Annotated in this window: 15 protein-coding genes and 1 tRNA gene; 7 read left to right on the forward strand and 9 right to left on the reverse strand. The window is 73.7% G+C overall.

The annotated features are described in order from the left end of the window. Nucleotides 1-254: 254 nt before the first annotated feature. Together AC4IJH_RS11710 and idi are read left to right on the forward strand one after the other, a co-directional pair. The gene (locus AC4IJH_RS11710) at nucleotides 255-1,202 is read left to right on the forward strand and encodes a cation diffusion facilitator family transporter (protein ID WP_490851548.1); all 948 of its coding nucleotides are present in this window, start codon (nucleotides 255-257) and stop codon (nucleotides 1,200-1,202) included. Between the two features lie 53 nt (nucleotides 1,203-1,255). Beyond that, nucleotides 1,256-1,867, forward strand: a complete 612-nt coding sequence (idi, locus tag AC4IJH_RS11715) for an isopentenyl-diphosphate Delta-isomerase (RefSeq protein WP_490851549.1) — start codon at nucleotides 1,256-1,258, stop codon at nucleotides 1,865-1,867. Here idi and AC4IJH_RS11720 read toward each other — a convergent pair. From AC4IJH_RS11720 to AC4IJH_RS11735, 4 genes are all read right to left on the reverse strand, one after another. Continuing rightward, nucleotides 1,842-2,333 (reverse strand): ATP-binding protein, encoded by a 492-nt coding sequence (locus AC4IJH_RS11720; RefSeq protein WP_490851550.1) that lies wholly within the window; start codon nucleotides 2,331-2,333, stop codon nucleotides 1,842-1,844. The two genes, idi and AC4IJH_RS11720, sit on opposite strands and share 26 nt — an antisense overlap. A gap of 99 nt (nucleotides 2,334-2,432) precedes the next feature. Then, a complete protein-coding gene (locus AC4IJH_RS11725) occupies nucleotides 2,433-3,131 on the reverse strand; it encodes an HdeD family acid-resistance protein (protein WP_490851551.1) in 699 nt (232 codons plus the stop codon). A gap of 140 nt (nucleotides 3,132-3,271) precedes the next feature. Then, nucleotides 3,272-3,345 (reverse strand) — tRNA-Met (locus AC4IJH_RS11730). A 63-nt stretch (nucleotides 3,346-3,408) separates the two neighbouring features. Then, complete coding sequence (locus AC4IJH_RS11735; RefSeq protein WP_490851552.1) at nucleotides 3,409-5,055, reverse strand: ABC-F family ATP-binding cassette domain-containing protein; 1,647 nt, start codon at nucleotides 5,053-5,055, stop codon at nucleotides 3,409-3,411. Nucleotides 5,056-5,110: 55 nt separating this feature from the next. Between AC4IJH_RS11735 and AC4IJH_RS11740 the strand changes: the two genes are divergently transcribed. Both AC4IJH_RS11740 and AC4IJH_RS11745 read left to right on the forward strand, forming a co-directional pair. Then, a complete protein-coding gene (locus tag AC4IJH_RS11740; RefSeq protein WP_490851553.1) occupies nucleotides 5,111-5,872 on the forward strand; it encodes an enoyl-CoA hydratase/isomerase family protein in 762 nt (253 codons plus the stop codon). Nucleotides 5,873-5,983: 111 nt separating this feature from the next. After that, nucleotides 5,984-8,158 (forward strand): hypothetical protein, encoded by a 2,175-nt coding sequence (locus tag AC4IJH_RS11745; protein WP_490851554.1) that lies wholly within the window; start codon nucleotides 5,984-5,986, stop codon nucleotides 8,156-8,158. A gap of 52 nt (nucleotides 8,159-8,210) precedes the next feature. Here the strand turns inward: AC4IJH_RS11745 and AC4IJH_RS11750 are convergent, their stop codons facing one another. Then, nucleotides 8,211-8,849 (reverse strand): DJ-1/PfpI family protein, encoded by a 639-nt coding sequence (locus tag AC4IJH_RS11750; RefSeq protein ID WP_490851555.1) that lies wholly within the window; start codon nucleotides 8,847-8,849, stop codon nucleotides 8,211-8,213. Between the two features lie 60 nt (nucleotides 8,850-8,909). Continuing rightward, on the reverse strand, nucleotides 8,910-9,959 hold the full coding sequence (locus AC4IJH_RS11755) for a GlxA family transcriptional regulator (protein WP_490851556.1): 1,050 nt from the start codon (nucleotides 9,957-9,959) through the stop codon (nucleotides 8,910-8,912). 191 nt (nucleotides 9,960-10,150) lie between these two features. On the opposite strand from AC4IJH_RS11755, the gene AC4IJH_RS11760 reads away from it, so the two are divergent. Together AC4IJH_RS11760 and AC4IJH_RS11765 are read left to right on the forward strand one after the other, a co-directional pair. Continuing rightward, nucleotides 10,151-11,035 carry an SCO6745 family protein gene (locus tag AC4IJH_RS11760; RefSeq protein ID WP_490851557.1) on the forward strand — a complete coding sequence of 295 codons (885 nt, stop codon included), beginning with the start codon at nucleotides 10,151-10,153 and terminating at the stop codon, nucleotides 11,033-11,035. Nucleotides 11,036-11,443: 408 nt separating this feature from the next. Further along, complete coding sequence (locus AC4IJH_RS11765; protein WP_490851618.1) at nucleotides 11,444-13,918, forward strand: Tex family protein; 2,475 nt, start codon at nucleotides 11,444-11,446, stop codon at nucleotides 13,916-13,918. A gap of 131 nt (nucleotides 13,919-14,049) precedes the next feature. On the opposite strand, the gene AC4IJH_RS11770 is transcribed toward AC4IJH_RS11765, so the two are convergent. The 3 genes from AC4IJH_RS11770 to AC4IJH_RS11780 all read right to left on the reverse strand — a co-directional run bounded on the left by AC4IJH_RS11770 (nucleotide 14,050) and on the right by AC4IJH_RS11780 (nucleotide 17,845). Continuing rightward, entirely contained in the window at nucleotides 14,050-14,499 is a 450-nt protein-coding gene (locus AC4IJH_RS11770; protein WP_490851558.1) for a lamin tail domain-containing protein, read from the reverse strand. A 110-nt stretch (nucleotides 14,500-14,609) separates the two neighbouring features. Further along, nucleotides 14,610-16,568, reverse strand: a complete 1,959-nt coding sequence (locus tag AC4IJH_RS11775) for an FUSC family protein (protein WP_490851559.1) — start codon at nucleotides 16,566-16,568, stop codon at nucleotides 14,610-14,612. A 233-nt stretch (nucleotides 16,569-16,801) separates the two neighbouring features. Beyond that, nucleotides 16,802-17,845, reverse strand: coding sequence for an oxidoreductase (locus AC4IJH_RS11780; RefSeq protein WP_490851560.1), 1,044 nt, complete (start codon nucleotides 17,843-17,845; stop codon nucleotides 16,802-16,804). A gap of 283 nt (nucleotides 17,846-18,128) precedes the next feature. Between AC4IJH_RS11780 and AC4IJH_RS11785 the strand changes: the two genes are divergently transcribed. After that, nucleotides 18,129-19,097 carry an FAD-dependent oxidoreductase gene (locus tag AC4IJH_RS11785; RefSeq protein WP_490851561.1) on the forward strand — a complete coding sequence of 323 codons (969 nt, stop codon included), beginning with the start codon at nucleotides 18,129-18,131 and terminating at the stop codon, nucleotides 19,095-19,097. Nucleotides 19,098-19,113 lie beyond the last annotated feature (16 nt).

A 19,113-nucleotide genomic window follows, 5' to 3' on the forward strand; every position in this document is an offset into this window, starting at 1 on the left:
CGGGGCATCGGGAAGTTGACGGCCGGCCTTCCTGGGGCGCGCGGCGCGCTGCACCCGACTCGACCGGAACTGGATCCTCCGGATAACCGGCGCAGCGCATCTCCCCAGGTCGGCGCGGGGGATATCGTCGCAGGTCAGAGCACATGACAACGGTGTTCAGCGTCGCGTTGACACATACCCCCCGCCCGTATTTCACTGCCCACGTCGCCGGTGTCCGCCGCGCGGCCTGACAAGCACAGGGGAGGCGTACGGGCATGGGCGCAGGACACGATCACGGGCACTCGCACGGGGCGATGCCGGCCGGGACGACGGGCACCGCGGCCGCGGCCCACCGCAGCCGGCTGCGCATGGCGCTGGGCCTGACCGCGACGGTGATGATCGCCGAGATCGTCGGCAGCATCGTCACCGGCTCGCTCGCGCTGCTGGCGGACGCGGGGCACATGGCCACCGACGTGGTCGGCCTGATCATGGCGCTGGTGGCCATCCGCTTCGCCAACCGCCCGCCGTCCCAGCAGCGCACCTTCGGCTTCGCCCGCGCCGAGATCCTGGCGGCGCTGGCCAACGCGCTGCTGCTCTTCGGCGTCGGCGGCTATGTGCTGTTCACCGCGATACCCCGCTTCTTCGAGCCGGTCGAGGTCGAGGGCGGGCCGGCGATGGTCTTCGGCGTCATCGGCCTGGTGGCGAACCTGATCGCGATGGCGCTGCTGATGCGCGGGCAGAAGGAGAGCCTCAACGTCCGCGGCGCCTTCCTGGAGGTGATGTCGGACGCGCTGGGCTCGGTGGCGGTCATCGTGGCGGCGCTGCTGGTCACGTTGACGGGGTGGGCCCCGGCCGACCCGATCGCGGCCCTCGTCATCGGCCTCATGATCATCCCGCGGACCTGGAAGCTGTTCAGGGAGTCGATGGACGTCCTGCTGGAGGCCGCCCCCAAGGGCGTCGACATGACCGAGGTCCGTTCGCACATCCTGGCCCTGCCCGGGGTGGAGGCGGTGCACGATCTGCACGCCTGGACGATCACGTCGGGTATGCCCGTTCTCTCCGCGCATGTGGTGGTCAGTCAGGACGCACTGGACACCGTCGGGCACGAGCGGCTGCTGCACGACCTCCAGGGCTGCCTGGGCGACCACTTCGACCTCGAACACTGCACGTTCCAGCTCGAACCCGGCGGCCATGCGGAGCACGAGGCGAAACTGTGCCACTGATGCAGGCACGACTGAGGCAGACTGGGGCCCGAAGACCGACGACAAGGATGGGCATGCCGATCACACCTGCCAACGGACAGACCGCCGGGATCGCGGCGGTGAGCACACCGGACGGCTCCGCCGAGCCGATCATGCTGGAGCTGGTCGACGAGGACGGAACGACGATCGGCACCGCGGAGAAGCTCTCCGCTCATCAGCCCCCCGGCCAGTTGCACCGCGCGTTTTCGGTCTTTCTTTTCGACGACAAGGGCCGCCTGCTGCTCCAGCGCCGGGCGCTGGGCAAGTACCACTCCCCCGGCGTGTGGTCCAACACCTGCTGCGGCCACCCCTACCCGGGCGAGGAGCCGTTCGTGGCCGCCGCCCGGCGCACCGCCGAGGAGCTGGGCCTGGCGCCCGCGCTGCTGGCCGAGGCCGGCACGGTCCGCTACAACCACCCCGACCCCGCCTCCGGCCTGGTGGAGCAGGAGTACAACCACCTGTTCGTGGGTCTCGTACGCGCCACCGCCTCGCCCGACCCCGAGGAGGTCGGCGAGATCGCGTACGTGACCGCGCAGGAGCTGGCCGAGCGGCACGCCCAGGCGCCCTTCTCCGCGTGGTTCATGACCGTGCTGGACGCGGCGCGGCCCGCGGTGCGCGAGCTCACGGGGAACTCCGCCGGCTGGTAGGCAACGGGGCGAGCGGCAGTTCGGCCCACACCACCTTGCCGCCGCTCGCCGTGTGCTCCACATCGCACTTCCCGCCCGCCTCGATCGTGATCATCTTCACCAGCCAAAGGCCCCGCCCCCCGATGTCGGTCTCGTCCGCCTCCACGGCTTTGGGCCGGTAAGGGTGGTCGTCCTCGACGGCGACCCGCACCCAGTTCGGTCCGATGGACACCTCGACGGCGATCTCCGGGGAGAGCACGGCGGCGTGCTGCACGGAGTTCGTGACGAGTTCGGAGACGATCAGCAGCAGGCCGTCCATGATCTCGTGGGCGGCCGGTACGCGCTGTTCGGTGAGCAGATCCCGGACCGCGTGGCGCGCCTGCGGCACCGACGACACCAGTGCCGGAGCGGTGAACCTCCAGACACCTTCGTACGCGAGCGGGGAGGTCAGCTCCTCGGGGGGTTCGGCCGGGGGTCCGGAAGGCATCCTCACACTTCGAGTGTTGGGAATGCGTTGGTCCGTACCGACCCGCTGAACACAAGTCAGCGTCTATCGACGTTTTCTGACCGCTTCCGTGTGCCGTGATCAGCCCTGCGACTGGTCCTGATCTTTTTGCTTCGCGTTCAAGGACTGCCATGAGGCGGTCGCCTCCGGGGCAGCGGAATCCGGGGCACCGTCGGGCTCCGTTTCGCGCTCCGGGCGCTGCCGGTCGGCGACCATGCCGACGATGCGGCGGCCGCCGATCCCCATGGCCAGCAGGCCCAGCCCGTCGAAGAGCAGCGCCAGGGAGAAGAAGCAGCCCAGGACGTACAGGCTGCTGTGCGGCCAGTCGGCCAGCACCATGATGCCCAGCAGGATGCCGAAGGCGCCCTGGACCAGCGTCCAGCCGAACTGCGGGCCGCGCACCACCACCCCGCCGACCAGCCGGAAGACCCCGCCGGTCAGGAAGAGCAGCGCCGCGAACATCGTCAGGGCCTCGGCGGTGACCTCGGGGTTGCGGATGACGACCGCGCCCGCCGCGATGTTCAGCGCGGCCACGATCACACCGAGCCAGAAGAAGTTGGAGCCGCGCGACTGGACCGCGTGCAGCAGTCCGACCAGGCCGCCGACCATCAGCAGCCAGCCGAAGAGCAGCATCGAGGTGAGGGTCGCCAGCCCTACGTAGGCCAGGCCCACCAGGCCTGCGATGACCAGGATCACGCCGAGGGCGGCCAGCCAGCCGAAGCTGCGGCCCAGTTTCCTGACGGGCTGGTCGGGACGTGGGGTGGTGTCCTTGCCGGTCATTACCGCCTCCTCGGTCGGCCCCTACGTCCCGGTATACCCCTTTTCCGGCAAGGCGGCAGTTCTCGTGCACCCGCGGGCGCAGCGCACACAACGCAGCAGGCCCGGCGCTTGAATAAGCGCCGGGCCTGCTGCGTTGTCAGTAGCGGGGACAGGATTTGAACCTGCGACCTCTGGGTTATGAGCCCAGCGAGCTACCGAGCTGCTCCACCCCGCGTCGGTGAACCCCACCCTACGGGGTGCCGGAGCCAGGGCAAAATCCTTTTCCCGCGGCGGCCGCTCAGCGCTCGGCCACCCGGCCCGCCTCGACCTCGATACGGCGCGTGGTGTGCACCGCCTGGAGCATCCGCCGGTCGTGGGTGACCAGCAGCAGGGTGCCCTCGTAGGAGGCCAGGGCCGACTCCAGCTGCTCGATGGCGGGCAGGTCGAGGTGGTTGGTGGGCTCGTCCAGGACCAGAAGGTTGACGCCGCGGCCCTGGAGGAGGGCGAGGGCGGCGCGGGTGCGCTCACCCGGGGACAGCGTGGCCGCCGGGCGCAGCACATGGGCCGACTTCAGGCCGAATTTGGCGAGCAGGGTGCGGACGTCGGACGGCGCCATCTCCGGTACGCAGGCGCGGAAGGCGTCCATCAGTGCCTCCTCGCCGAGGAAGAGCCCACGGGCCTGGTCGACCTCGCCGACCACGACACCGGGGCCGAGCGAGGCCTGGCCCTCGTCCAGCGGGAGGCGGCCCAGCAGCGCGGCCAGGAGCGTGGACTTGCCCGAGCCGTTGGGGCCGGTGATGGCCACCCGGTCCGCCCAGTCGATCTGCAGGTCGACCGGGCCCAGGCGAAAGCCGCCGCGGCGCACCTCGGCGCCGCGCAGGGTGGCGACGACGGCGCCGGCGCGGGGTGCGGCGGCGATCTCCATCCGCAGCTCCCACTCCTTGCGCGGCTCCTCCACGACCTCCAGGCGCTCGATCAGACGCTGGGTCTGCCGGGCCTTGGCGGCCTGCTTCTCGGTCGACTCCGCGCGGAACTTGCGGCCGATCTTGTCGTTGTCGGTGGCCTTGCGCCGGGCGTTCTTGACGCCCTTCTCCATCCAGTTGCGCTGAATGCTGGCGCGGGCTTCGAGGCCGGCCCTGGTGTCGGCGTACTCCTCGTACTCCTCGCGGGCGTGCCTGCGGGCCCGCTCGCGCTCCTCCAGATAGGAGGCGTAGCCGCCGCCGTAGGTGTTGACCTGCTGCTGGGCCAGGTCGAGCTCCAGGACGCGGGTGACGGTGCGGGTCAGGAACTCGCGGTCGTGGCTGACCAGGACCGTTCCGGCGCGCAGGCCCGTGACGAACTCCTCCAGGCGGCGCAGGCCGTCCAGGTCGAGGTCGTTGGTGGGCTCGTCCAGGAGGAAGAGGTCGTAGCGCGAGAGCAGGAGGGAGGCCAGGGAGGCGCGGGCCGCCTGCCCGCCGGACAGGGAGGTCATGGGCTGGTCGAGGCTGACGGTCAGCCCGAGCTGGCCCGCGGTTTCCTCGGCGCGCTCGTCCAGGTCGGCGGCGCCGAGCGAGAGCCAGCGCTCCAGCGCGGTGGCGTAGGCGTCGTCCGCGCCGGGCTTCTCCTCGACCAGGGCCTGGGTGGCACCGTCCAGGGCGAGCTGTGCGGCGGCCACGCCGGTGCGGCGGGCGAGGAAGGCGCGTACGGACTCGCCGGGGCGGCGGTCCGGCTCCTGGGGGAGGTGGCCGACGGTGGCGGTGGGCGGGCTCAGGGACAGCGAGCCGTCCTCGGGGGTGTCCAGGCCGGCCAGCAGGCGCAGCAGCGTGGACTTGCCCGCGCCGTTGGCGCCGACGAGGCCGACGACGTCGCCGGGGGCGACGACCAGGTCGAGGCCGGAGAACAGGACGCGATCGCCGTGGCCGGCGGCGAGGTCTTTGGCGACAAGAGTGGTAGAGAGCGCAGACATCAGGTCAAGGATCGTATCCGTACCGGTGTCAGTGGCGCGCTCTAATATTCACGGCATGGAACCGGGCCTGAGGACGCATGTCGGCGACGGGACGGCGACCGTCACGATCGCCAACCCCGCCAAGCGGAACGCGATGACCAGCGGGATGTGGCGGGCGCTGCCGCCGCTGCTGGACCGGCTGGCGCGGGACGGTGCCGTACGGGCGCTGGTGCTGAAGGGGGAGGGCGGGACGTTCTGCGCGGGGGCCGACATCGCCTCGCTGCGGGAGTCGGCCGAGCAGGACAAGGGGCTGGCGGTGGCGGCGGAGGAGGCGCTGGCGGCGTTCCCCAAGCCGACGCTGGCGGCGGTGCAGGGCTACTGCGTGGGCGGCGGCTGCCAGTTGGCGGCGGCCTGCGATCTGCGCTTCGCCGAGGAGGGCGCGCTGTTCGGCGTCACACCCGCGAAGCTGGGGATCGTGTACGCGGCGGGCTCGACCCAGCGGCTGGTCCGCCTGATAGGCCCGTCGGCCACCAAGTACCTGCTGTTCTCCGGCGAGTTGGTGGACTGTGCGCGGGCGCTGCGCACGGGCCTGGTGGACGAGGTGCTGCCGGAGGGCGAACTGGACAAGCGCGTGGCGGAGTTCGCCTCGGTGCTGGCGCGCCGCTCGCAGCTGACGCAGGCGGCGGCAAAGGAATTCGCGGACGCGCCAGGCGGCGTCGCGGACGCGCGGCGGATGGCGTACTGGGAGGAGCAGGCGCGCGGCAGCGGCGACAGCGCGGAAGGCGTGGCCGCTTTCCTGGAGCGCAGGCAGCCGCGCTTCACGTGGACGGCCGGCTGAGGGCGGGAACGGGACGCCTGGCGGGACGGCTGTCCGAAACACAGCCCGCGCGCTGTGCGTCCCGCGACCGGCGGGGACCCGTTCAGGCCGTTTCCGGGCGATACTCGGAGCGTGAACGACCGGTTGGGCGACCGGCTCGCGACGGCGCGCGAACAGGGGTTTGTCGGCCGGCGCACACAGTCCGCCGTCTTCGCCCGGCTGTTGACCTCGCCGGCCGGCGCCGCGCTGTACGTCCACGGGCCCGGGGGCATCGGCAAGACCGCGCTGCTGCACCACTTCGCATATCTGGCAAGGGTGGCGGGACGCCCTGCCGTACGGCTGGACGTCAGCGAACTGCGCCTGTACGGGGAGGAGTTGACGGAGCACCTGCCGCAGTGCCCGCCGAACCGGCCGGGCCCGGTGCTGCTCCTGGACGGCCTGGACACGGCCCCCACGGCGCATGAGGCCCTGCGCCTGCAGCGCACGCTGCTGCCGCGGCTGCCCGCAGGCGCCCTGGTGGTGTGGGCCGGACGGGACGCGCCGGCGGCACGGCACCCCGGCCCTGCCCGGCAAGGCCCCTCCCACGCGCTGCCGCTGCGCGGGCTGGACGCAGCGGAGGGCCGCGAGCTGCTGCGCCGCCGCGGTGTGCCCGAGGACGCCCGGGAGGCGGCGCTGTCCTGCGCGCCGGGGAACCCCCTGGCGCTGGTGCTGGCCGCGGATGTCGTGGCGCACGCCGGGGCGGGCGCGCTGCCCGGCGGATCCCCGCACCTCGTGCCCGATCTGCTGGCCGCGCTGCTGGCGGCGGCTCCCTCGCCGCGGCACCGGAGCGCGCTGGAGGCCGCCGCCCAGGTGCTGACGACCACCGAGCCGCTGCTGGCCGCGCTGCTCGAAGTGGCCGATGCCCGCCCGTACTTCGAGTGGCTGCGCCGGCTGTCGGTCTTCGAGGGCGGGCCGGGCGGCATCCGCCCGCACGATGTGGTGCGCGAGGCGCTGGAGGCCGGGGTGAGGGCGGAGCGGCGCGCGCTGACCCACCGCCGCGCGAGCGTCTACTACCAGACGCTGTTCGCCCGGGCCCAGGAGCGGGCGGAGCAGCGGGCGGCGCTCGCGGACTTCGCGTATCTGCACCGCGGCAGCCCGGCCGTCGGCCGGCTGCTGGAGCCGGTGGTGCACGGCGCCGCGGTGGCGCGGGGGCTGGACCGGCTCACCGTGTCGGCGCGGCCCGCCGCGGGCGGGGAGCTGGTGGAGGCGTGCACCATCGCCGCGATACACGAAGGGAGCCAGTCGGCGCGGCTGGTGGAGAGCTGGTCGCACATCCCGGGCGCCCGTACGCACACGGTGCGCGGGCCCGACGGGGTCGCGGCGGGCTTCTACACGCTGATCGAACTGACCGGCACTCCCCCGCCCGGGGCGCCCCAGGACCCGGCGACGGCGGCCGTGTGCGGCTGGCTGGCCGGGCACGGCGGGCTGCGGGAGGGCGAGTTCGCGCTGCTGGTGCGGTTCTGGATGAGCCGTGACGAGTACCAGGCCCTCTCCCCCGTACAGACGCTGATCGCGGTGCGGCTGGCCGGGCACTGTCTGACGGACCGCCGTCCCGCGCTGACGCTGCTGCCGTTCGCCGACCCCGGGTTCTGGGCGCCGGGGTGCGCGCACGCCGACTTCGCGCGGCTGCCGGAGGCGGACTTCGCCGCCGGGGGCCGACGGTTCGGGATGTTCGTGCACGACTGGCGGCGGGTGCCGGGGCCGGCGTGGCTGGCGCTGCTGACCGAGCGCGGGCGGGCCGAGGACCCCTTCCGGCCCGGTGCCCCGGCCCGGCGGCAGCCGCCCGTGCTGGACCGGGACGCCTTCGCCTACGCGGTACGGGACGCGCTGCACGGCCTCGTACGGGCCGACGGCCTGGAGGAGTCGGCGCTGCTGCGGTCCCGGCTGGTGGCCGCGCGGTGCACGGCGGGCGCGGGTCCCCAGGAGCGGGTGGCGGCCCTGCGGGCGGCGCTGCACGCAGCGGCGGCCGCGCTGGGGGCCGTACCCGAGGACCGGCCCGCCTTCCGGGCGCTGGACCACACCTTCCTGCGGCCCGCCGGGTCACCGGCGCGCGCCGCCGAGCTGTTGCGCCTGCCGATGGCCGCGTACCGGCGTCAACTGGCCGCCGGGATCGGCCGGTTGACGGAGCTGCTGTGGCAGGAGGAACGGGCGGCGGAGGGAGGGGCGGACGGGGCGGAGACGGAGGATGCGGACGACGAGGCCGAAGGGGAAGCAGGGACCGAGGGGGCACCGGCGCGTGCCGGTGGCGCCCTCAGCCCGCCGGGGTGAACCCGGCCTTCGGGGTTCGCCCCCCCGGGGCGGGCTCAGCCCTTCAGGGTGATCAGCCCTTCAGGGTGAAGCGGGAGCGGCTGCGCAGCGCGGCCGTGATCTCGGCGGGGGCCTTGTCGGGGGAGCCCGCGTCGTACGGGGGCTGCGGGTCGTACTCGATGCCGAGCTGGAGGGACTGGGCGAGGGCGTCCCCGCCGATGCGGCCCGCCAGGGTCAGGGCCATGTCGATGCCGGAGGAGACACCGGCCGCGGTGACGTACTTGCCGTCCAGGACGACGCGTTCGCCGGTCGGCTCGGCGCCGAGCGCGGGGAGCTGGTCCAGGGCGAGCCAGTGCGAGGTGGCGCGGCGGCCCTTGAGGAGGCCCGCGGCGGCCAGGATGAGCGAGCCGGTGCACACCGAGGTCGTCCAGGTGGTGCGGGCGTCGACGGCGCGGATCCAGTCCAGCAGCGGCGCGTGGTCCATCAGGGCCGACTGTCCGGGGCCGCCGGGCACGACGAGGATGTCGGGGGCGGTGACCTCGGCGAGGGTGGCGTCGGCGGCCAGCGCGGCCGAGCCGTTGTCGTTGCGGTACAGGCCGGTGCGCTCGCCGACGAAGACCGTCTCGGCGTCGGGCAGCCGGCTGAGGACCTCGAACGGGCCGACGGCGTCCAGGATCGTGAAGCGGTCGTAGAGGAGGATCGCGATCTGCATGGGGCTCCTTGCCGGGTCGTTCTCACAGGGCACGGTCGGGAGGTGGGTCGTGGTTGCCCGCTAGCGGGTCGTGGCGGCGCGGCGGTTCGTCGCGGCGGCGCGGTGTGCCGCTTCGGTGCGGGCCGTGGTGCCGGACCGGGCCGGTGCGGCGGGCGGCGGCGCGGGGCGGAAGCGGCGGCGGTATTCGGCGGGCGCGGTGCCCAGGGTCCGTACGAACGCGCGGCGCATCGCCTCGGGAGTGCCGTAGCCGCAGCGCCGGGAGATCTCCTCGACGCCGCCCGCGGTGTCCTCCAGCATGCGGCGGGCGGCCTCCAGCCGTACGCGCTCGACATAGCGGCCCGGTGTCATGCCGACCTCCTCGCGGAAGGCACGGGCGAAGTGGCGGGGCGAGAGGGCGGCGCGCGCGGCGAGGGCCTCGACGGACAGGTCGGCCGCCGGGTGCTCGGTGATCCACTGCTGGACGTCGCGCAGCGGGCGGCGCTCGGCGGTCTGGGCGGCGAGCTGGGCGCTGAACTGCGTCTGATTGCCCGGGCGGCGCAAGAACACCACGAGGTGGCGGGCGATGGCCAGCGCGGCCTCGCGGCCCAGGTCCTCCTCCACCAGGGCCAGTGCGAGGTCGATGCCCGCGGTGACGCCCGCGGAGGTGGCCACCCGTCCGTCACGTACATAGATCGGCTCGGGGTCGACGCGCACCGCCGGGTAGCGCTCGGCGAGCTGGGCGCACAGCGTCCAGTGCGTCGTCGCCCGCAGGCCGTCCAGGAGCCCGGCCTCGGCCAGCAGCAGCGCGCCGCTGCACACCGACACCAGCCGGCCCGCCGCCGGGGCGTGCGCCCGCAGCCAGTCGATCAGACGGGCGTCGGGCAGCCGGGTGCCCCGGCCGCCGGGCACCAGCAGGAGGTCGGGGGCGGCGCCGGTCACGGTCAGCGCGAGGTCGGGGGTGAGCCGCAGGCCGCTGGAGGTACGGACCGGGGCGCCGTCCAGGGAGGCGGTGCGGACGCGGTACGCGCCGGGGACGCGCACCGACGCTCCGGTGAAGACCTCCAGGGGTCCGGTGACATCCAGGCTCTGGACGCCCTCGAAGAGGACGACGAGCACTTCTCGCGGTGACATGCCGCCCATCCTGGTCGGGGCGCGGGGATGGCGGCAATGACGTATTCCCCACCTTTACGGCCACGCGCGGGGCGGGCCGGGGTCTCCGGAGATACCCAACAGGGGCGCCGCGTAAAGATGTTGAGGCGGCTCAGGTCACGCCGGGGGACCCGGACGATCCCACATACCTACGGGTCGGTAGCCTGCCCGGCATGAACTCTACTTCTGGCACCACCCCGCTGCCGGAGCGCGCGGGCCGGCGCTGCCACACCGTCGTCAACGCGATCCACTCGACGGTCTACTTCTCCCCCGACCTGGCCACCGAGTTCGCCCGGATCGGCATCGAGGACTCCGGCGCCGCCTACTTCGTCGGGCGCGCCGCGGCGCTGGGCGCGGTCGGCCCCGGCACCATCGCCGCCACCTTCTACAACTTCAATCACGACTACATCGCCCGCCACATACCCCACGCCTGGTCGGTCGTCTCGCCCCAGCAGGTGCTGGACGCCCGGCTGCGGGCCGTGGACACCATGCTGCGGCGCCTGCTGGGCGAGGCCGTGGAGTCCGAGGAGATGGCCGAGGCCGCGAAGCTGGCGCTGCGCGCCGCCGAGGCCGGTGGCCGGCACGCCCGTCCGCTGTTCGCCGCGCACGCCGACCTGCCCGTGCCCCGGGCCCCGCACCTGGCGTACTGGCACGCGGCCACGCTGCTGCGCGAACACCGCGGCGACGGCCACCTGGTGGCGCTGCTGGACGCGGAACTGGACGGCGTGGAGGCCCTGGTCACCCACACCGCCAGCAGCAGCGGCATGAGCCGGGAGTGGGTCATGTCCTCGCGCGGCTGGACCGAGGCGGACTGGGCCGCGGGGCAGGAGCGGCTGCGCGGCCGCGGACTCCTGGACGCCGAGGGCGCCTTGACCGAGGCGGGCGTACGCCTGCGCGAGGAGCTGGAGGAGACCACCGACCGGCTGGACCGGGCGCCCTACGAGCACCTGGGCGCCGAGGGCGTGGCCCGCCTGACCGAGCTGGCGGGCGGCTTCGCCAAGGCCGCGATGGCCGCGGGGGCCTATCCCAGGGAGTTGTTCGGCAGCGGCAAGAACTGAGACGCCGCCGGGGCCTATCCCAAGGAGTTGTTCGGCAGCGGCAAGAACTGAGATGGCCGCGGGGGCTTATCCCAGGGAGTTGTTCGGCAGCGGCAAGAACTGAGACGCCGCCGGGGCCTGTCCCAGGGATCTGTTCGGCAGCGGCAAGAACCGGGGCGGCCGCGGGCTCTGAGCTGGGGCGCGCCGGGCCCCGCGGGTGACCTCGGCACGCACAGCTGGTACGGGTGTGCGTGCCGTGTCACGTGCGGCTTCTCACACCTGGCCGCTCTCGCCGGGGTCACGCGACAGGCCGCCCTGCCAACCTGCACAATGCAGGCTCAAGCAAGCGCTGGAAAGCGGGGCAGGATCATCGTGACGGCATCCACCGAGTCCACCGGGCCGACCGGAACCACGGGACTGACTGGTTCGATCAGTCCCATCAGTTCCATCGAAGCCAGGATCGCCGAGGAGCTCGGCGTCAAGGAACGGCAGGTGAAGGCCGCCGTCGAACTGCTGGACGGCGGCTCGACCGTGCCCTTCATCGCCCGGTACCGCAAGGAAGCCACCGAGATGCTCGACGACGCGCAGCTGCGCTCGTTGGAGGAGCGGCTGCGCTATCTGCGGGAACTGGAGGAGCGCCGCAGCGCGGTCCTGGAGTCCGTACGGTCCCAGGGCAAGCTGGACGCCGCCCTGGAGGCGCAGATCCGCGGCGCGGAGTCCAAAGCGCGCCTGGAGGACATCTATCTGCCCTACAAGCCCAAGCGGCGCACCAAGGCGCAGATCGCGCGCGAGGCGGGCCTGGAGCCGCTGGCGGACGGGCTGCTGGGCGACCCGTCGGTGGAACCGGCGGCCGCCGCCGCGGCGTTCGTGGACGCGGACAAGGGCGTCGCCGACGCGGCGGCCGCCCTGGAGGGCGCGCGGGCGATCCTGACCGAGCGGTTCGGCGAGGACGCCGACCTGATCGGCGAGCTGCGCGAGCGGATGTGGACGCGCGGGCAGGTGGCCGCCAAGGTGCGCGAGGGCAAGGAGGAGGCGGGCGCGAAGTTCGCCGACTACTTCGACTTCGCCGAGCCGTTCACCGAGTTGCCCTCGCACCGCGTGCTGGCGATGCTGCGCGGCGAGAAGGAGGAGATCCTCGACCTGTCGCTGGATCCCGACACCGAGCAGGTCGAGGGCCCGACGTCCTACGAGCAGGCCATCGCCCGCAAGTTCAACATCGCCGACCGTGGCCGCCCGGCCGACAAGTGGCTGGCCGACACGGTCCGCTGGGCCTGGCGCACCCGTATCCTGGTCCACCTCGGGATCGATCTGCGCACCCGGCTGCGGCAGGCGGCCGAGGACGAGGCGGTCCGCGTCTTCGCCTCCAACCTGCGCGATCTGCTGCTGGCGGCGCCGGCCGGGACCCGCGCGACGATGGGCCTGGACCCCGGTTTCCGTACGGGTGTCAAGGTCGCGGTCGTGGACGCGACGGGCAAGGTGGCCGCCACCGAGACGATCTATCCGCACGTCCCGCAGAACAAGTGGGACCAGTCGCTGGCCACGCTGGCGCGGCTGGCGCGCGAGCACGGCGTGGAACTCATCGCCATCGGCAACGGCACCGCGTCGCGGGAGACCGACAAGCTGGCGGCCGATCTGATCGCGGCGCAGCCGGAGTTGAAGCTGACGAAGGTGATGGTCTCGGAGGCGGGCGCCTCGGTGTACTCCGCCTCCGCCTTCGCCTCCCAGGAACTGCCCGAGCTGGATGTCTCGCTGCGCGGCGCGGTCTCCATCGCGCGCCGCCTGCAGGACCCCCTGGCCGAACTGGTCAAGATCGACCCGAAGTCGATCGGGGTCGGTCAGTACCAGCACGACCTGTCCGAGGTGAAGCTGTCGCGCTCGCTGGACGCCGTTGTGGAGGACTGTGTCAACGGCGTCGGCGTGGACGTCAACACCGCGTCCGCGCCGCTGCTTTCGCGGGTCTCCGGCATCAGCTCGGGGCTGGCCGACAACATCGTCGCCCACCGCGACGCCAACGGCCCCTTCCACACCCGTAAGGCGCTCAAGGACGTGGCACGGCTGGGCCCCAAGGCGTACGAGCAGTGCGCGGGCTTCCTGCGTATCCGCGACGGCGAGGACCCGCTGGACGCCTCCAGCGTGCACCCCGAGGCGTACCCGGTGGTGCGCCGGATGGTGAAGTCGGCGGGCAGCGAGGTCGCCGCGCTCATCGGCAACACCGCGGTGCTGCGCTCGCTGCGGCCCGCGGACTTCGTCGACGACTCCTTCGGCCTGCCGACGGTGACCGACATCCTCCAGGAGCTGGAGAAGCCGGGGCGCGACCCGCGGCCGGAATTCCGCACGGCCGCCTTCAAGGAGGGCGTGGAGAAGATCGGCGACCTGGAGCCGGGGATGCTGCTGGAGGGCGTGGTGACCAATGTCGCCGCCTTCGGCGCCTTCGTGGACGTGGGTGTCCACCAGGACGGGCTGGTCCATGTCTCGGCGATGTCGCGGACGTTCGTGAAGGACCCGCGCGATGTGGCCAAGCCGGGTGACATCGTGCGGGTGAAGGTCCTGGACGTGGACATCCCGCGCAAGCGCATCTCGCTGACGCTGCGGCTGGACGACGACCACACGGCCGCGGCATCCGGCCAAGGCGGCAGGCCCGCCTCCGGCGGCCAGCGCGAGCGCGGCGACCGCGGCAACGACCGCCGCGCCAGCGCCCCGCGCCAGCGTCAGGGCGGCAGTGGCGGCCAGCGCTCCGGTGGCCAGGGCGGCCAGCGTGGCGGCGACCGCCGCGGCGGCGGACGCGAGGCGGCCCCCGCCAACGGCGCCATGGCCGACGCGCTGCGCCGTGCGGGCCTCCTGGGCGCCGACGGCAAGAACGACAAGTCCGGCAAGTCCGACCCCAAGAACCGCGGCCGCCGCTGAGCGCTCCGCCAAAGGTGCGGTCGTACGGCTCCGGGCCGGTGGGGGCTTGTCGCGCCCACCGGCCCGGAGCCGCATATCGACACGGCCCCGCGCCCCTTACGGGCGCGGGGAGCTCACCGACTTCGGCACTCCTAGCAGCTCTTGGAGTCGTACGCCGAGCTGTTGTACGAGCAGGAGTCGATCCAAGTGCCCGCGGAGGTGCGCAGGGTGGCCTTGTCGCTGGTGTTGTTCCAGACGTACCAGGTGCGGCCCCAGTAGCGGTTGGCGGTGGTGTTGGTGCCCTTGCCGGTGCGGATGGTGACCGTCTTGCCGGCGCCGAGGGTGTAGGTGCCGAACTTGTAGGTGTAGCCGGTGTTGTCCTTGAGGGTCCAGCCGGTGAGGCGGACGCCGGTGCTCTTGGTGTTGCGGATCTGGACGTACTCGGCGTTCAGGCTGCTGTTGCTGCCGGTGTCCGAGCCCGGGCTGTCGTAGTAGATCTTGTAGAGGTGGACGGAGCCGGCGGCCTGGGCCGGGGTCGGCAGGGCGAGTACGGCAGCGCAGCCGGTGGCGAGAGCGGCGGCGGTGATGCGGGCTCGGGTCATGGACGTTCCTCGGGTCGGGCCGCACGCCCCGGGTGCGGCTGAAGCGCTCAGCGTAGGGAGCGGGCGCACCGTGACCGTGCCGTGTTACCGAAACGGGACACACCGGTGTCTCAGGCGGCTCCCGCGTGGCCCTTGATGCGTTCCAGTTCCGCCGCCACGTCGGTCAGGGTGGCGCAGCCCGGGACCTCGGCGGGTGCCGCGGGGCCGGTCAGGCGTGCGGCGCCGGTGCGGGGTGTGTCCAGGGCCTCTGCCGTACGGGAGAGGGCCTCGCACAGGCGCCGGCACTCCTCGGGGTCCGGGCGGTGCGCGCCGTGGTCCAGGCGTACGGCGCAGGCGGTGGCCGCGTCGGTGATGCGCTCGGCGGCGGTGACGATGCCCAGCCAGTCGGGGCTGCGGTCGCGGGCGGCGAGGAGTTCGGCGGCCGCGGTCTCGGCGGTGCTGCGGGCCTCGGCCAGCGCGCGGTAGGCGGCCCGGCGCAGGGTCAGGCGCTGGGCGGGGTCCTGGCCGGGGCCGGTGGCCAGGACGTGCCGCAGATAGGTCTCGGTGGCGCGCAGGGCCGTGGTGACCTTGTCGCCGACGCGGCGGCGCGGGTCGCCCAGGCGCGGCAGATGGCCGACCACGAGCACGATGGCGCAGGCGATGGAGGTGTCCACGATCCGCTCGGCCGCGGCCTGCGGATCGCCGCTGACGTGCACGAACGAGAGCACCATGACGGTGATGGCGGTGGTCTGCAGCGCGAAGTGGCGGGTGGCGAAGGGCAGCAGCGCGCCACCGGCCCCGGCGGCCAGCGCGGGCCACCACGACCCGGTCAGCAGCGCCCCGGCGGCGGCGAAGACGACGACGCCCGCGAGCGTGCCGGCGAAGCGGTTGACCGTACGGGAGAAGAGCGGGCCCAGGTCGGGCTTGACGAGGAAGGTGGCGGTGGCCGGGAGCCAGTACCAGTGGTCGGCACGCAGTGCGAGCGCGACGGCGGTGCTCGCGGCGATGCACAGGGCCACCCGCAGTCCGTAGTCGCGGCCGAGGGGGCCCAGGACGCTGCGGCCCCGACGGGTGCGCGGGCCGCCCCGGCGCAGCAGGCGCTCGACGGGGCCGCCGCTGCGTGGTGCGCTGACCTGCGCCGACGGCTCCGTACGGTCGAAGACGACCGCGGCGTCCAGGAGCGCGCGGTCGAAGGCCTCGCGGGCGGGGGTGCTGGCGGCGGGCGCGGGCAGCGCGCCGGGCGGGCGGCCGGTGCGCAGGGCTGCGGCGAAGCGGCGCGGGCCCTCGGCGATGCGCGGCGGCAGCGGGCTGCCCTCCCACAGCAGGGCGACGCTGGCCTCGCACAGTGCGGTGGCGGCGGCCATCCGGTCGGCGAGCAGCAGGTCGCCGGTACGCGGCCGGTGGCGCAGCAGACGGCGCAGGCGCAGCGCTTCGTCGGCGCGGTCCAGTGCGGTGGTGAGCCGGCGCCTGGCGGGCTCCGCCCCGGGGGTGCCCACGGCCTCCAGGGCGGCGGCGAGCGCGTCGAAGACGGCGGCGACGGCGGCCCGCTCGCCGCCGAGCGGGCCGCCCGCGGTGCGCGGCGGGCGCAGCACCAGCCGCAGGAGCAGCAGCCACAGGCAGCCGGCGAGGAGGTAGAGGGCCTTGGCCCAGGGGGTGCCGGGCAGTGGCATGCCCGCGCCCAGGACGGTGGTGGCCAGCATCTGCATGCCGGCGTTGGAGCGTACGGGCCCGGCGACGCTGCCCGCGCCGGAGACGAAGCCGACGGCGAACAGGGCGGGCACCACCCACCAGCCCGCGTCCGCGGCGGCCAGTGAGGCGCCCAGGAACATGCCCAGTGCGGAGGCGAGGGCCGGCAGGCCGATGTGGACGACGCCGGTGCGGCGCGTGCCGGGGCGGTCGTTGACGCCCGCGAGCATCGAGCCGAGCCCGGCCAGCACACCGGCCGCCGGGTGGCCCGTCGCGATGCCCGCGCCGAGCAGCGGTCCCGCGCACAGCGCGCCGCGGACGACGGCGGCCCAGGGGACGGGCAGCCGCTGCCAGCGGAAGGGGTGGGCGAGCCAGGCGGGCACGGCGCGCTGGGCGCGGGGCATGGGCCTCCTTCGACGGCCGGATCCGATGGCCCGGAGCGGTCCGGCCACGGCGGTGGTCCGAACGGATGCTCCGGTACGGACGGTCCGCAGCGGACGGGGGAACGAATCCGTTGGGCGTCATCGGCCGACGGTGCTGGTGACCAGCCTAGACCGCGGATTTGTCCGGTTCACTGCCGGAGGGTTACACCAAGATCACCAAAAGCGTCACGGGAGGTGGCGCGGGGTCCTGCCGGTCAGTGCCGCACCGTAGTGGTGAGCACGCTGCCCGGGGTGCGGGCGACGACGTACGACTCGCCCTTGGTCGCGCGCGCGTCGACCTCCAAGTGATGCTCCCCCGGCTCCAGTTGCCCCTCGAAGAGTTCGCTGGTGCCGGGGCGCAGCAGGCGGTCGGGGCGGTAGGCGGTCAGGCGTACCCGGCTGGGCAGGGCGACGGCGAGGACGACCGAGCCGCGGGCGGCGGTCAGGCGCAGCAGCCGTCGCTGGTCCTGGGGGCAGCGGTCCAGGGCCTGTTCGATCTGGGCGACGAGCAGGGGGACGATGGGGGCCAGGGCGTCGACCAGGACCGCGTCGGCGCCGGCCGCGGCGAAGGCGTCGCGTACGGCGCCGCGCTCGTCCTCGCCGACCGTCTCCCCGAACATCACCGCGCCGTAGATGCGCAGCTCCTCGGGGGAGGCGCCGACGGCGTCGCGGGTGATCTCGGCGCCGATCCCGATGCCGCGCAGCGCGGCGGCGAGCCGGGCCAGGATCGCCACCCGCCTGCCGACCAGCAGCACCCGGCGGGCGGCGGGGTGCGCGGCGGGCCCGTCGTCGTGGGAGAGCAGGTCCTGCAGTGCGGTGCGGTACTGCTCGCCGTGGAAGCGGAAGGGGCCTATGCCGGTGTAGGCGTTGCGTTCGAGGTCGGCGGGCCGCTCGGTCTGCCAGGCGAAGTCGCGCCAGACGATGTCGCCGCCGTCGCGCTCGATGACGGCGGTGACCGCCCCGCACTCCAGCCCCTCGCACTCGGGACAGCCGTAGATGACATAGCGTCCGCCGGCGAGCGGGGGTTCGGCCTCCAGCAGCAGCCTGCGCACATGGGCGGTGAAGAGGGAGGGCCCCACGTCGGAGGCGAGGGGCGAGACGGCGTCGAGGTCGTCCAGGCGCAGCAGCAGCGGCCTGCCGTCGACGATGAAGTCCAGGAAATCCCGGTGGACCTGATATGCGCCGTTGGCCAGCACGCCGCCGGCGCGCATCGCCGGCGCCAGCGCGAAGGTCGCGTACCCCGCAGATTCCGCAGACATGTCCTGAGTATCCCCACGCGGGACCCGATGTGTGCCCGGCGCAGGGCATTCCGCATACGGACCGTGGGGCACGCATCAACTCCCGTATACAAAAAGCGTGTTGAGCGTCGGAGTGGAGAAGCGGCGCGGGCACGAAAAGGAGCGGGGGCGGGAGCCGGGAGGTGGGGGACGGGGCTTCGGGAGCGGGAGCGCGAAAAGGGCGTGCGGGCGCGCTCCGGGCGCTGGGCCGCCCCGTCCTGGCCGGGCCCTCGTCCGGGGGCGCGGCGGCGGATAGCGTCCAGGCATGACGAACGATGTGATCGTGATCGGCGCCGGGGTCGCCGGACTGACGTCGGCCATCGCGCTGGCGGAGGCGGGCCACCGGGTGCGGGTGGTCAGCCGCGATCGGGCGGGGGAGACGACATCGGCCCTGGCGGGCGCGCTGTGCTGGCCCTATCGCATCCAGCCGGAGCGGCAGGCGGTGCAGTGGTCCGTGCGGACGTTCCACGCGCTCGCCGAGCTGGCCGGGCGGCCCGAGGAGACCGGGGTACGGATGGTGCCCGGCACCATGGTCGACGCCGGCGGGTGGGAGCCGGAGCAGTGGCTGGCGGCGGTTCCCGGAGTGCGCCCGGCCACCGGGCAGGAGCTGCCCGAGAGCCTGCGGGGCCACCCGGCGTGGCGGGCCCGTACGCCGCTGGTCGAGATGCCCGTCCATCTGCGCTATCTGCAACGGCGGTTGGCGGCGGCGGGCGGGAGCGTGGAGCGGCGCCCGTTCACCTCGCTGGCGGAGGCGGGCCGGGAGGCCGGGGTCGTGGTGAACTGCTCGGGCCTGGGGGCGCGCGAGCTGGTCCCGGATACGCGGGTGCACCCGGTCCAGGGGCAGTTGGTGATCGTGCAGAACCCTGGGATCGAGGAGTGGTTCGTCACGTCGGACGGGGACGCGGGGAGCACGACGTATGTGATGCCGCAGCCCTTCGGCGTGGTGCTGGGCGGCACGGCGCGGGAGCACGCCTGGTCGCGGGAGCCGGACCCGGCGGTGGCCGCGGCGATAGTGGAGCGCTGCGCCCTGATCCACCCAGAGCTGGCGCGGGCGCGGGTGCTGGCGCACCGCGTGGGCCTGCGCCCCGGACGCGCCCAGGTGCGGCTGGAGAGCGAGCGGCTGGACAACGGGGCGCTGTGCTTCCACAACTACGGGCACGGCGGGGCCGGTGTGACGGTGTCGTGGGGGTGCGCCCTGGAGGTCGCGGCGGCGGTGCGGGAGGCGGTGGCCTAGAGCACGGGGCCGGGCG

Source organism: Streptomyces sp. UF-297 (assembly GCF_058245575.1).

Excerpts from the sequence above, each read along its gene's own strand:
- AC4IJH_RS11710 (WP_490851548.1), top strand. The coding sequence starts at position 255 with ATGGGCGCAGGACACGATCACGGGCACTCGCACGGGGCGATGCCGGCC.
- idi (WP_490851549.1), top strand. The coding sequence starts at position 1,256 with ATGCCGATCACACCTGCCAACGGACAGACCGCCGGGATCGCGGCGGTG.
- AC4IJH_RS11720 (WP_490851550.1), bottom strand. The coding sequence starts at position 2,333 with ATGCCTTCCGGACCCCCGGCCGAACCCCCCGAGGAGCTGACCTCCCCG.
- AC4IJH_RS11725 (WP_490851551.1), bottom strand. The coding sequence starts at position 3,131 with ATGACCGGCAAGGACACCACCCCACGTCCCGACCAGCCCGTCAGGAAA.
- AC4IJH_RS11735 (WP_490851552.1), bottom strand. The coding sequence starts at position 5,055 with ATGTCTGCGCTCTCTACCACTCTTGTCGCCAAAGACCTCGCCGCCGGC.
- AC4IJH_RS11740 (WP_490851553.1), top strand. The coding sequence starts at position 5,111 with ATGGAACCGGGCCTGAGGACGCATGTCGGCGACGGGACGGCGACCGTC.
- AC4IJH_RS11750 (WP_490851555.1), bottom strand. The coding sequence starts at position 8,849 with ATGCAGATCGCGATCCTCCTCTACGACCGCTTCACGATCCTGGACGCC.
- AC4IJH_RS11755 (WP_490851556.1), bottom strand. The coding sequence starts at position 9,959 with ATGTCACCGCGAGAAGTGCTCGTCGTCCTCTTCGAGGGCGTCCAGAGC.
- AC4IJH_RS11760 (WP_490851557.1), top strand. The coding sequence starts at position 10,151 with ATGAACTCTACTTCTGGCACCACCCCGCTGCCGGAGCGCGCGGGCCGG.
- AC4IJH_RS11770 (WP_490851558.1), bottom strand. The coding sequence starts at position 14,499 with ATGACCCGAGCCCGCATCACCGCCGCCGCTCTCGCCACCGGCTGCGCT.
- AC4IJH_RS11775 (WP_490851559.1), bottom strand. The coding sequence starts at position 16,568 with ATGCCCCGCGCCCAGCGCGCCGTGCCCGCCTGGCTCGCCCACCCCTTC.
- AC4IJH_RS11780 (WP_490851560.1), bottom strand. The coding sequence starts at position 17,845 with ATGTCTGCGGAATCTGCGGGGTACGCGACCTTCGCGCTGGCGCCGGCG.
- AC4IJH_RS11785 (WP_490851561.1), top strand. The coding sequence starts at position 18,129 with ATGACGAACGATGTGATCGTGATCGGCGCCGGGGTCGCCGGACTGACG.